The sequence below is a fragment of the Photobacterium satsumensis genome (assembly GCF_050336935.1).
Classification (GTDB): domain Bacteria; phylum Pseudomonadota; class Gammaproteobacteria; order Enterobacterales; family Vibrionaceae; genus Photobacterium; species Photobacterium satsumensis.
On sequence record NZ_JAKJSK010000006.1, the window covers coordinates 609,806 to 623,367 of the forward strand.

General features: G+C 45.5%; 10 protein-coding genes. 7 read left to right on the forward strand and 3 right to left on the reverse strand.

From position 1 onward, the window contains the following. Positions 1-74: 74 nt before the first annotated feature. Positions 75-842, forward strand: coding sequence for a sortase-associated OmpA-like protein PdsO (gene pdsO, locus L4D79_RS02820; RefSeq protein WP_428647079.1), 768 nt, complete (start codon positions 75-77; stop codon positions 840-842). Positions 843-853: 11 nt separating this feature from the next. Continuing rightward, complete coding sequence (locus L4D79_RS02825) at positions 854-1,120, forward strand: hypothetical protein (RefSeq protein WP_428647082.1); 267 nt, start codon at positions 854-856, stop codon at positions 1,118-1,120. A 196-nt stretch (positions 1,121-1,316) separates the two neighbouring features. Here the strand turns inward: L4D79_RS02825 and L4D79_RS02830 are convergent, their stop codons facing one another. After that, complete coding sequence (locus L4D79_RS02830) at positions 1,317-2,255, reverse strand: chemotaxis protein CheV (protein WP_428647085.1); 939 nt, start codon at positions 2,253-2,255, stop codon at positions 1,317-1,319. Positions 2,256-2,605: 350 nt separating this feature from the next. On the opposite strand from L4D79_RS02830, the gene fdhF reads away from it, so the two are divergent. The 4 genes from fdhF (at position 2,606) to L4D79_RS02850 (ending at position 9,842) form a co-directional block, all read left to right on the forward strand. Beyond that, positions 2,606-6,760 (forward strand): formate dehydrogenase subunit alpha, encoded by a 4,155-nt coding sequence (gene fdhF, locus L4D79_RS02835; protein ID WP_428647088.1) that lies wholly within the window; start codon positions 2,606-2,608, stop codon positions 6,758-6,760. Between the two features lie 458 nt (positions 6,761-7,218). After that, positions 7,219-7,587, forward strand: a complete 369-nt coding sequence (locus tag L4D79_RS02840; RefSeq protein ID WP_428647090.1) for an NADH:ubiquinone oxidoreductase — start codon at positions 7,219-7,221, stop codon at positions 7,585-7,587. Positions 7,588-7,840: 253 nt separating this feature from the next. Next, positions 7,841-9,553, forward strand: a complete 1,713-nt coding sequence (sgrR, locus tag L4D79_RS02845; RefSeq protein WP_428647093.1) for an HTH-type transcriptional regulator SgrR — start codon at positions 7,841-7,843, stop codon at positions 9,551-9,553. 166 nt (positions 9,554-9,719) lie between these two features. Next, positions 9,720-9,842 (forward strand): hypothetical protein, encoded by a 123-nt coding sequence (locus tag L4D79_RS02850; protein WP_428647095.1) that lies wholly within the window; start codon positions 9,720-9,722, stop codon positions 9,840-9,842. A 91-nt stretch (positions 9,843-9,933) separates the two neighbouring features. Here L4D79_RS02850 and L4D79_RS02855 read toward each other — a convergent pair whose 3' ends face one another. After that, positions 9,934-11,148, reverse strand: a complete 1,215-nt coding sequence (locus L4D79_RS02855; protein ID WP_428647097.1) for a D-alanyl-D-alanine carboxypeptidase family protein — start codon at positions 11,146-11,148, stop codon at positions 9,934-9,936. A 180-nt stretch (positions 11,149-11,328) separates the two neighbouring features. Then, on the reverse strand, positions 11,329-11,799 hold the full coding sequence (locus L4D79_RS02860) for a hypothetical protein (protein WP_428647099.1): 471 nt from the start codon (positions 11,797-11,799) through the stop codon (positions 11,329-11,331). Positions 11,800-12,128: 329 nt separating this feature from the next. Here L4D79_RS02860 and nhaD point away from each other — a divergent pair, with 329 nt between their 5' ends. After that, the gene (gene nhaD, locus L4D79_RS02865; RefSeq protein WP_428651683.1) at positions 12,129-13,517 is read left to right on the forward strand and encodes a sodium:proton antiporter NhaD; all 1,389 of its coding nucleotides are present in this window, start codon (positions 12,129-12,131) and stop codon (positions 13,515-13,517) included. Positions 13,518-13,562: the final 45 nt, after the last annotated feature.

The window sequence follows — 13,562 nt, forward strand, 5'->3', positions numbered from 1 at the left end:
TAACCTCATCAAAACGAAACAGCTTAAACAAAAAAGCGAATCAAAAACCTAATTGAATCGATGAGGAAATCACAATGAAAAAGCAGCTTATCTCAACATTAATCGCAACAACGCTAATGGCTTCTCTGGTTTCTCCTGTTGCCACTGCAAATGACAATATCAACGAAAAGACGATGAACGACAGCTACCGCGTCGGTGAGCAAGAATCACTTATCGGTATGGGCTCTGGTGCTGCATTTGGTGCCGTCGTTGGTGGTCCAATCGGTGCGGTTGTCGGTGCCATGGTTGGCGGTATTGTTGGCACAGCCGTTGGGCAAGATAACCAAATTCAAGCACAAGATGAAGAGTTGGGTGAGCTGGTAGCCCGTAACACAGAACTTGAACGCATCAGCCAGAAATACAATCAAGCACAGATTGAAATTGCGCGCCTTGAGCAAGATAAATATGACCTGATGAATCACAAAGAACGCCAGCTTGATTTAGCTCTGGAAATGAATGTGCACTTCAGAACGGGATCTGCCGATATAGAGCCTCTATTTAAAGCCCAGCTGGATGAAATTGCTGAGATTATGAAGCAAGCACCGGATATTCGTTGGGAGCTAGCGGGTTACTCTGATCGACGTGGTAGCACAGAACGCAACCTAAACTTGTCTGAGATGCGTGTGGAAGCGGTACGTCATTACTTGGAATCACAGGGTGTGGAGAGCGTTCAACTCTATGCTTCAGCGTACGGTGATCAGGAACCTCTAAAAAATGAGCAAAACTTTGAAGGTGATTTCTTCGACCGCCGAGTGACATTGCGCAGCGCAAGTGACAATGTCAGTACGGCACAAAGCCATTAAGAGGGTGGGGAATGACTGAACTTCAAAAGAATAAGGTTAAAGAGGAGGCACCTAGCTGGGTGCTTTCCTTCCTCATCACCTTGCTGTTGACTATGCAGCTGACTGTTAGAGCTGATGATATCTCGGCACAGAAAATAGATATTTTAGACGGTGAAACTTTGTATGCCTGGGATGATAGCTGGAACTCGGTAGACACTGACCAGCATATTTATACCAAGCCAGATCAGCTAAGGGCTCAACAAACTAGCCACAAAGCACGGGGCAATGAGCATGAGTGATATCGTTTGGTATGAACTGTTAATGAAAGTCTCACTGCTCCATTTTAGTCTGATTTATTGCTGAGTATGTGTAGAGGTGAAACAGTATTGGTTTAGAGAGTAATGGAGTAGATAGTGACATGCTGTACGGATGCTCGCCCAGTTTTGGGCGAGCTTATATATCTATGCAACTTGAAGGTGTTTCAAGAGGATCGCTTTAGAGGATCGCTTTTAATCTATCTTGTACAACCTCAACGAGAAGATCTGGCTGGAATTTTGAGATGAAGCGGTCACAGCCGACTTTTTTTACCATGGCTTCATTGAAGTTGCCACTGAGGGATGTGTTCAAGGCAATGTGGAGATCACGCATTCTTGGATCATTACGAATTTCGTGGGTCAGCTTATAGCCATCCATTTCAGGCATTTCAGCGTCGGTAAAAAGCATCAGTAGTTCGTCGTTAAGATCGATGCCATTGTCACACCAGCCTTTCAGCATATTCAGCGCGTGCAGTCCGTTATATGCTTCAATGACTTCCAGCCCCAACTGAGTTAAAGTTTCCCGAATTTGGCCGCGAGCCGTTGAAGAATCATCGACAATGAGAACCTTACGGCCATGGAGGTGATTGAGTAGTGAATGGTCTAATACTTCCTGCGAAATCTGGGTGTCGTAGTCAACAATTTCAGCCAGTACTTTTTCAACGTCAATAATACTGACCAACCGTTCTGCGTTATCCTTCTTGATCTTAGTGATGGCTGTCAGGTAGTTATTTTTCCCGACTTGTCGCGGCGGTGGCTGAATGTCTTGCCAGGTCATATTCATAATGTTCATCACTTGACCAACCAAAAACGCCTGCACGGAGCGGTTGTATTCGGTAATGATAATATTGCACTCATCCTGTGAATCACTTGCCCGCATGCCAATCGCTTTGCGTAGGTCGATAACTGGGATGGAAACACCTCGAATGCTGGCAATCCCACTGATATTCGGGTGAGAGCCCGGAAGTTGGGTAAGCCGAGGCAGTTTAACGACCTCTTTGACTTTGAACACATTAATGGCAAACAACTGTGCGGTATGGAGCCGAAAGATGAGGAGTTCTAGGCGGTTTTCACCTACGAGGTTTGTCCGCTGATCTACTGAGTCGAGTATGGTAGTCATTAAGCGTGCAGAAATCTGTAATGTTTAATTTATCAATATCTTATCTCACTGGCATTGTCTTGTCTAAGTTAGTCAAAGGCTTAGCAGTAAAATGCTACTGCTTATCGCTTTTTATTAATTTTTTTTCAAAATAAATATCCAAAATGTTTCAAATCAAGGAATTTGATTCTGTAGCCAGATAGTCTGACCTAATAACTAAAAAAGATGATCGACTAAACCTAAATCAAAAATTCTACTGGTTATCATCCTGAGCGCTGTGCTGCTTCTCCCTATGAACAAGAAGTTAGCTATATATAGAGCCTTGAAACTCACAATAAAGGCACAGTGCCAGCAACAGCAAAGAGGCAACTATGAGTAATGTCACGATAGACGGTCAGGTTCTGGCTACTGACGGTCAATTGTCAATTCTTGAACTCGCTCAACAGTTCGAGATTGAGATCCCATCTTTGTGTGGGCTAAATAAAAATGGCGAGAAAGTACCATGTGATTTATGTGTGGTCGATATTGAAGGCCAAGGTATTCAGCGTGCCTGTGAAGTTACAGCGGCACCTGAAATGGTCATTACTACACAAAGCGATGTGCTTTCAGAACGTCGCCGCGAGTCGCTAAATCGCATTATGTCAGATCACTATGCAGACTGTGAGGCACCTTGCCAAACCGCATGTCCTGCTGGTGTCGATATTCAGTCTTACCTGTATCACATTTCCCAAAACGACCATCAGAAAGCGGTAGAGGTAATTAAACGCACCTTGCCAATGCCGTTGTCGATTGGTCGTGTTTGTCCGGCTTTTTGTGAGACAGAATGTCGTCGCGGTATTGTTGACGAGCCGATTGCGATCCGTCAGTTAAAGCGTCATGCGGCAGATATTGACCTTGAAGCCCAAGAGCAATACGTCCCACCACGCAAAGCAGATAAAGGCAAGAACGTGGCGGTTATCGGTAGTGGCCCTGGCGGGTTGAGCTGTGGTTATTACCTGAGTAACGAGGGTTACAGTGTCACCGTTTTCGAGTCTATGCCCGAAGCGGGTGGTTGGTTACGCTACGGGATTCCTGAATACCGCTTGCCAAAAGCCATTCTCGATAAAGAAATCGAGCTGATTTGCCGCAACGGCATGAAGGTTGAAACCAATACGACCTTGGGTAAAGACTTCCTGTTGTCAGAGCTGACCAAACAGTATGACGCTGTATGCTTAGCGGTTGGTGCATCCCAAGCGGTTGAAATGAATTATCCGGGTAGTGATCAAGAGGGTTGCTACCTTGGTGTTGATTACCTGAAAGATTACGTTACCACCCAAAATTACACCACCGGCAAGAAAGTAGCTGTGATTGGTGGCGGTAACACTGCTATCGACTGTGCCCGTACCGCTGTTCGAGCCGGTGCAGATACCACGCTTATCTATCGTCGTACCCGCGATGAAATGCCAGCGGAAGATTACGAAATTGTTGAAGCTGAACATGAAGGGGTGAAATTCCACTTCTTGACCAACCCAGTAGAAAATATTGCTGACAGCAATGGCCGGGTAACGGATGTGAAGCTTGAGAAAATGGCGCTTGGCGAGCCGGATGCGTCAGGCCGCCGTCGCCCTGAGGCGACCGGTGAATACTTTGTTGAGCATTTCGACACGGTGATTTCAGCGGTATCGCAAAAGCCAGATTTGTCGTTCTTGGACAATGACAACATTGAGCTTCCTGTTACCCGCTGGCTAACACTTGAGTCAAGTGACGATACCATGCACTCCGGTGTTGAGAATATCTTCAGTATCGGCGACTTCCGCCGTGGCCCTGCAACAGCTATCGAGGCGGTTGCTGATGGCCGTGTTGCAGCAGAAGCGATAGACCGTTTCTTCAATGGCGACATGGAACATATTCCGGTTAAGCCATATAACTCGCAAAAAGCAGCCAAGGTAAAGCAGGTTGATCCTAAGCAATTTGAAGGGATCCAGAAGGCCATGCGTTCTATCATGCCTGAGCTTACCAGCGAACAGCGTGAACTTAGTTTTGCTGAGGTGGAAACGGGTTTTATTAACGAAGAAGCGATGCGTGAAGCCGCCCGTTGTCTTGAATGTGGTTGCCAGGCAAATACCGACTGTAAATTGCGTGACTTCGCGACTGAGTACAAGGTCGAAAAAGATGAGTTGGACATGTCCGACTGTCAGAAGTTTGCCATTGACGATAGCTCAGAATTCATAGTATTTGACGCAAACCGCTGTATTAGCTGTGGTCAGTGTGTCGACATCTGTAACGAGAAAGCTGTTCACGGTGCACTTGGTTTCTTGAAAGATGCTGATGGCAATAGCGCCAAGCGTCCAGAGTGCCGCCCAGGCTTTGATAAAGGTTACAGCATGGGCGACTCAAACTGTGTGCAGTGTGGCGCTTGTGTGCAGGTTTGTCCGACCGGTGCACTAACGGATTCTCGCGATAAGTCGCAGGGCCGTATCGAGATGCTTAAACCGGTTGATACCATTTGTACTTATTGTGGTGTGGGCTGTAAGGTCACCATGTATGTAGACGAATTGACAGATAAAATTCGTTATGTTCAAGGTGCGAAGGACTCACCGGTCAACCAAGGCATGCTGTGTGTGAAAGGGCGCTTCGGTTTTGACTTTATCCAGAGTGAAGAGCGTCTAAGCCAGCCGTTGATCCGTAAAGACGGTAAGCTACAGCCAGCAAGCTGGGATGAAGCGATTACCTTGGTTGCAGATAAGTTCGCTGCCATTAAGCAAGAGTCGGGCGGTAACGCACTGGCTGGTTTCTCATCTGCGAAAACCACCAACGAAGATAACTTCGCGTTCCAGAAGTTTGTTCGCCGTGAGTTGGGCACCAATAACGTCGACCACTGTGCTCGTCTGTGTCACTCCACAACCGTAACTGGCCTAGAGGCGTCGTTGGGTAGTGGGGCGATGACCAACGATATCCCAAGCATTGCTCATTCTGACCTGATCTTTATTATCGGTTCAGATACCACGGCTGCGCACCCAATTATTGCGTCTCACATAAAGCAGGCTATCCGTAAAGGAACTGCGCGCCTAGTTGTTGCTGACCCGAAAAAGGTGGATATTGCTGATCACTCTGAATTGTATGTTGCCCACCGACCGGGATCTGATGTGATGCTGATGAACGGTATCATGCAGCAGATCATCAAGAATGGTTGGCAAGATCAGGGATATATCGACGAGCGCGTTGAGGGCTATGAATCACTTAAAGCCGAGGTGATGAGTGATGCTTATTCTCCGGACAAAGTTGAGCTCGTTACGGGTGTTAAACAAGCTGATCTGTTGAAACTGGCTGAGTTGATTGGTACAGCCGAACGAACGGCTATCTATTACTCTATGGGGATCACCCAGCATACGACCGGTCATGATAATGTCCGCTCAGTGGCTAACTTGCAGTTATTGTGTGGCAATATCGGTATCGAAGGTGGTGGTATCAATCCGTTGCGTGGCCAGTCCAACGTACAGGGCGCTTGTGACATGGGAGCGTTGCCAAACAACTTCCCAGGCTACCAGAAAGTCTATAACCCAGAGATCCACAGTAAGTTTGCCAAAGCTTGGAACCGACCTGATTTGCCTGCAGAGTCTGGTTTAACACTGACAGAAATCATTGACGCGGCATGCCACAAGCAGGTTCGTGGTCTGTATGTCATGGGTGAGAACCCAGTGTTGAGTGATCCTGACCAAAAGCATGTACTGGAAGCGATTGATACATTGGACTTCTTGGTGGTACAGGATATTTTCCTCACCGAAACCGCTCAGTTGGCTGACGTTGTCTTGCCGTCTTACTCATTTGCTGAAAAGACGGGGCATTTCACCAATACCGAACGACGTGTTCAGCGTTTGAATCCAGCGATTAAAGCTCCGGGTCAAGCGCGTGAAGATTGGCAGATCATCCAGAGTATTGCCAACGCGATGGGCAGTGACTGGGATTACCAATCGGTGAAAGATATCACCGAAGAAATTACCCAGCTGACTCCGCAATATGCTGGGATCAAATGGGACCGTGTCGGAAAAGAGGGCCTGCAGTGGCCATGTCGAGATGAAAACCATCCGGGCACCCGCATCATGCACCAAGAGAACTTTATCCGCGGTGAAAAAGCTGAAATGGTGGGTATTCCGTTCCGCTATGCTGCTGAGTTGCCTGACGATGAGTTCCCAATGGTCTTGACGACGGGGCGTCTGTTGGAGCAGTTCCATACCGGCACCATGACGCGTAAAACTAAGGGGCTTGATAACCTTGCAGGCCCAAGGGCGATGATCTCGGTGACTGATGCTGAGCGCTTAGGGGTTGGTAATGGTGAGATGTTGACACTGTCGACAAGACGGGGAACTATCGAAACGCCAGCGTTTGTGACCAAGCGTATGCAGCCAGGTGTGGTATTCGTACCGTTCCATTTTGTTGAGTCGGCGGCAAACAAACTAACGGGTACTGCTACAGATCCATACGCAAAGATACCTGAATTTAAGGTTGCTGCTGTTAGGGTAGAAAAAATGCTAGAGACGGTAGAGTAGTTTGTCTTTCTAGCCATGTAGCAATAATTCTGTATAAGTTAACAAACACCCAGTTTTACTGGGTGTTTTTTTATGTATGTCACAAAACGAAAAACGCCATAAGTGAAAGATTAAATTCCATATTTAATCTTGCCAAGAGCTTTTGCTTCAATATTGAATTCTAAGGTTTCGATGTTGGTAGGCAAGTTTCTAGGTTTAATTCATCAAAAATACCCATATGACACTATTTCTTACATTTTAATTAAACTTTAACATTTTATTTACAGTGGTGTATTATCATCAATGAACTGAGTCATTTACGGTGTTACAAAATGTAAAATACTGAAAGTTAAAGTGAAGGTTAATGTGCTACGAAGCACTAGGGTGTATGCATTTTGCTCGGAAAGTGGGAAAATATCCCTGTTAGCTTAAAGCACATCGAAAGGACGCATTTTTAACTTTCTTACAAAGAGGTGTTTATGAAGTTCGGTCTGATTTTTTTGTTGTCTGCCGTTGCTGGTGTACTTTCTGGTGAGCATTTTCACTCATTCCTTGTAGGCTTTGGAGTTGCTTCAGTCGCTGTAGGTGCTGGATATTGGTTGGCATTTCGTTGTTCTACCCGTTATCCACAACTCGCATTATTAATGCTAATGATGGGCGCAATGGCTAAAATTGGCGTTACGATCGCTGGCGTTATGTGGGGACTGGAATCAAACCTGATCAATTCGCCGTTTGTATTCTCGCTATCCTATTTATTCTTCTCGATTGTGGTGACTTATCTGTATTCAAAGTGGCGCGAATTCCAAATGTCACGTACGACTGCTACGCTAACGACAGAAACAGCTTAAGCATTTTACTTAATACTGAAAACGGGCTTTATGCCCGTTTTTTTGTGCCTGGAATTTATCGGCTGTGCTTAAAGCGGATTACCTTCAAGAGGGGGCGGCGGCATAGACTCACTCAGGCGCTATTCTTTGGGGGTCTACATAGTAGAAAAATAACTTGTTCTATGCCGCCAAGTACCGCTTGGGTACGTGGCTATTTTTACGCTAAAATAGGAAACCTAAAACAGAAGAAACAATAAAAATAGGTTCCTCTTTTATGAGTGGTCAACGCCTCAAAGTCCAATTTCAGCGATTATATACCCATTTCTCTGGCCAAGATGCCGATACAAATCTTCAGGATATAGCTGAAGTATTATTTTGTACCCGACGAAATGTTCGGATGGTTATGAATAAAATGGTGGACAAAGGCTGGATCGATTGGGAACCTGCGGTCGGGAGGGGAAAACAATCAAGGCTGACCTTTTGCAGCACAGACAATGAATTGCAGTTAATGCATGCCAGAAAATTAGTGGCAGAAGGAAAGCTGGAACCTGCTCTTGAAGCCCTTGAACACAATGCGGACAAGCTTGCACAGATTATCCAAGAACAACTTGGCCACACCACTGCACACGGTAAACAAATTGTTCGTTTACCTTATTATCGCGCCTTCAGTAACCTCAATCCGCTTCAACCGTTACGCCGTTCTGAGCAGCATTTGGTCAGACAAGTATTCAATGGACTGACTCGAATAAACGAGGAAAAAGAGGAAGTGGAGGGTGATTTGGCTCATCACTGGGAAGCACTAAACCCCCGACATTGGCGTTTTTATATCAGGCCTTCAGTTCGATTTCATGATGGCCGCTTGCTTAGCAGTGACGATATTATAGCCACGTTCAATCAGGTTAAGCAGCATAGGTTGTTCAGCCATATACGTGAGATAGATGCGCCATTTACCCATACTATCGATTTCTATTTAACCAGCGATGACCAGCGTTTCCCTGATTTGCTTACGAACCTTATCGCCATGATCCAGCCTGCTGATGCTGATATGGACAACCCCAATGTGTTGTTTCCGATAGGCACGGGTCCTTATAAAGTCATTCAGAATGACAGTAAGCGCTTCAAGCTGGAAGCTTCTGATCAGTACTTCGGCTTCAGGGCGTTGATTGATGTTGTGGATATCTGGATGCTGTCTGAAGTCGCATCGTGTTACTTGCAGCCGGCAACGGATGCTAGCCAACTTGGCGGTGTGAGTGTGTCTACTCGTTTGAAACTGGACGAGGGGTGTAACTTCCTGCTTTTTAACCGTACGAGTGGGCTGCCTGCCGATCCACAATGGTTGCGATATTTACAAGCTCGTTTGACAGCCTTGCAGCTGTTGCAGCGATTAAATAAAGATCAGATTGGGGATTTTCGTCTAACCAACGCTTATGGCATTTTGCCGGGCTGGACTCATGTACCGTTACATTCTGAACCGGCACAGGAGCCACCATCGAAGCGCACCGTAACCATTGCTTTCGCCTGCCAGCACCCTGTTTATCCGCACGTTGCCAATGCGATAAAAGAGATATTAGCCGAAGATGGCATAAAGCTTAAAATGCTTGAGTTAACCACAACTGAGATTGCGCTTGGCAAACATAGCCAGAAGATCGATCTGTGGTTGGGTGGAATGAGTTTGATGAACTACCGTGATGATGCGTTGCTGTCATGGTTCTTCAATTTCGATCATGTTGCACGCGCCATGCCTGAAGAGGAATTTAAACAACTTGAACTAGAGGTATTGCGCTGGCGGGCAAATACCGAGCAAGCATCACCGTGTCAGCACATCGGGGCCAAGCTCGTAGAGTTTGGCCAAATTATGCCACTATTTCATAATTGGCTGGGTGTTGATGACACAGGGGCTGTTCAAGGTATGCAATCTAATTCTATGGGCTGGTTTGATTTTAAGTCGGTATGGATGAAGCCTGAACATGATGATAATGCTCTTTAGGGGGGAGTTTGAGTCTGAGGAAAGTTCATATTTCTAACACGTTACATTCATAGATCTGACATCTGTGCTGAGTACAAAGGAACCATGTCCTGCCTTATCTATCAATTGTCTCTATAGGAAATTGTTAGTAGGCACGATATGTTCATAACTGGCATGGAGAGTCACAATGTTTGAGTTTGATCCTAATGACATCGATCTAATTGAAGAGGCGGTGTGGGACGAGAACCAGGATGATATTGAATTTGATGACTGGTTCGAATCTGAAGATGATGATGGCTATTATGAGTAACCTCATTTAACCGCAAAGAACAGGCAGTTTTGCCTGTTCTTTGTCTATAAATGCTATTTGAGAGTATAGGTATAGGTATAGGTATAGTTTTTTAGGTTTGATTCGCCGAGGCTTTCAGCGCTTCGTTCTGATCGCTGAACCATTGGTTTATAGGCCGCCATACCACATCAAGCATAGACTTGTACCAAGGCGCTTCTTCAACACTTTGTGTGGCTAGCAGGGGTTGCTCTGCAATGACCTCATCATTGATAGACCAAATGACTTTACCCACTTCTTGATCTTTTGCGACTGGCGCTTCTAAGTTCTCATACAGAATACTGTATTTAACATTCTTTCTTTGGCGGCGAGGAATCGTAACTTTTCCCCCTGAACCCACAACGACATCGATAGTTGATGGGCTGCCATACCAAACCCGCAGCGGTAGCAATTCGTCTTTAGTGAAATTTGGCTCGATATCTTGGTAAAACCTAAATCCCCATGTTAAGAGCTTTTTACTTTCATTGCGGCGGACAGTCGTACTTTTTGTGCCCAATACGACTGCAATTAATCGCTGTCCATTTAACTCGGCTGAAGAAACGAGACTGTATCCTGCTTTTTTGGTATAGCCGGTTTTAATACCATCAACTTTGATAGTGCTATCCCACAGCAATGAATTACGGTTACCTTGCTTGATTTTCCCGAAAGTGAACGACTTCTCTTTAAAAAGTGGGTATATATCGGGCAAATCAGTGATCAGTGCTTTAGACAGTAATGCCATATCATAAGCTGTTGTTTGTTGCTCTGCTGAATCCAATCCATGAGGATTAGTAAAGAAGGTATCTTTCATTCCGACTTTTTCAGCGTGACGATTCATCATTTCGATAAAGGCCGCTTGGTGGCCGGCAACATGCTCAGCCAGGGCTACCGTCGCATCATTTCCTGATGAGATAATGACACCTCGGTTAAGATCGTCGACCGAGACTTGGTCACCAACATTGAGGAACATCTTTGATGAGCCGGGAAACTTTTTTCCCCAGGCATTTTCGCTGATCACGACCATGTCGTCTGAAGTTATATGGCCTGACTTGATTTCTTGGCCAACGACATAGCTAGTCATAATTTTGACCAAGCTGGCTGGTGCATGGGGAGCGTGAATATTTTCCCCAGCAATGATCTGACCGGTATCGTAACTCATTAAAACCCATGACTGGGCTGCGACTTCAGGAGGTGTTGGGTGGATTTCGGCATAACCCGGCGAAACAGCAGCAAGGGAAAACACGCTAAAAACCAATCGTCGGCAATATTTACTAAAGGATGGAAGTGTCATCGGAATAAACCCCGTGTCTGCTGTACCGTTGCACTTTTCAGCATAGTAAAAAATCCTAATTCAGGATTAATTTGATGTAGGGCTTGTAAAGTTTCTTAACGGCTTCTCAATAATGAGGCAATAGAGAATATCGAACCAGCCGTTGGGGTTCACTATACCGAGGGCAAAGTGAATAAGGGGCTAATGTGAAGTTTTGATAACTGGCCCTAATGACAAATTTTGATGCGACAATTGCTGCATAAAATACACATGAGAATCGATAAGGTGTTTGCTTTCATTCTGCCAGGATAGGTGGGGTTGTTGTTGGCAGAACTCCAGCATACTGACAACCATGAGCTCTAGCTTTTTGATACACCAACGCTTAATGGCGGTTTCTTGATTGGGTACTGTCGCTAGAGCTTGAATCTTGCTGTAACTAAATTGTTGGTATTGGAATGCAAGGTCAACATTACCAGCGTGTTGATGAAATGTACTTAACTGACAGCAAGCATCTAACCAGTATGCAATGGCTTCACTGTGTTTTGGGCCAACAACTAGGCCAAACAACGCTGTAGGTGTTTCATTCAGTAATCGAGCATTGGCAGCTTCGTCCCAGTTTGCGTTGAGTGCTTCATTCTTGAGTTCTTCCAACCAGTACTCGATTGTTTTCATGTTATGGCATCCTCTCTTCAGCTAATAGCTCTGATTTTATCGGCAGTCATAGAGTAGTTTGGTTCACGATTGATGAGGTTTGCAAAATCAATTGTGGTAGCAAATAAATGCGGCGTGTCACAGAGTACTTGTGAAGGTAGCGGTTTTCTTCTGTGTATGTTCACATGGTGTTAATTGTGTGTTGTAATTGCTGTTAACATATTGGATTGCTTCACATAAATATCCACAAGGAATGTGTACACTAACTCAAGTTAATCACTCAGGGAGTTGAGTAGCGAATGAAACTGTTACGAGGAAGTATGCTGTTCGGGGGGATCGCTGTAGCCCTAATGGCAGGAGGTAGTGCTTTTGCCGCTGCACCAGGTGCTGATTTAACCCAGTCAACAGTAGGTTATGCATCACTCATTATTTTTGGCTTGGCTTATTGCTTGGTGATGGGAGAGGAATATCTGCAACTGAGAAAGTCTAAGCCCGTTTTATTAGCCGCAGGTTTGATATGGCTAATGATTGGGTTTGTGTATCAGGAACAGGGGCAAATCGAACTGGCAAAAGCGGCTTTAGAGCATAATTTGTTAGAGTACGCAGAACTACTGCTGTTCTTGTTAGTTGCGATGACTTATATCAGTGCAATGGAAGAGCGGCGGTTATTCGATTCGCTGCAAGCTTGGATGGTGGGTAAAGGGTTTAATTTCAGGAGTTTGTTTTGGCTTACGGGCTGTTTATCGTTCGTGATTTCCCCTATCGCCGATAACTTAACTACCGCATTGTTGATGTGTGCTGTTGTTATGAAGGTGGGGGGGAGCAACCTGCGTTTTATCAATATCGCCTGTATTAATATCGTGGTGGCTGCCAATGCTGGCGGGGCCTTTAGTCCCTTTGGCGATATTACAACGTTAATGGTCTGGCAAACGGGACTCGTCAGTTTTACTCAGTTCCTCGACCTATTTATTCCATCCTTGGTTAACTATGTTATCCCTGCGGCTATCATGTCATTCTTCGTTCCTAAGACAAGGCCAAATACCACAACTGAGTATGTCGAATTGAAGCGAGGCGCGAGGCGCATCGTCTTTTTGTTTGTTTTGACAATAGCCACTGCGGTAGGGTTCCATGCACTAGTCCATTTCCCGCCGGTTATTGGCATGATGATGGGTTTGGCGTATTTGCAGTTCTTCGGTTTCTACCTTCGTAAGACATTACCACGCTCACTGGAGAAGAAAAAAGCGGCCGCTCTTGCCAATAACGATGATGAAGCGTTAAAGCGGATAGGTTCTGTTGTTCCCTTTGATGTATTCAAACGAGTATCTCACGCCGAGTGGGATACGCTGTTGTTCTTCTATGGTGTTGTGATGTGTGTAGGGGGGCTTAGCTTGCTGGGTTATCTTGGCATGGTCTCAGAGGTGATGTACTCCCAGTGGAACCCGGTATGGGCGAACATTATGGTCGGTATACTGTCTGCAATAGTGGATAATATACCTGTGATGTTTGCTGTTTTGACGATGGAGCCCGAACTATCATTGGGTAACTGGTTATTAGTGACATTGACCGCTGGTGTCGGTGGTAGCTTGCTATCTATTGGTTCTGCGGCTGGTGTTGCCTTGATGGGCGCTGCTCACGGTAAATACACATTCTTCGGACACTTGAAGTGGATGCCAGTCATTGCCTTGGGGTATGTAGCGAGTATTGTTTGCCATTTATTATTGAATAATCATTTGTTCTAGATATTGATTAAAAAACACTCTATTGTGCCAGTGTTAATAAATAGA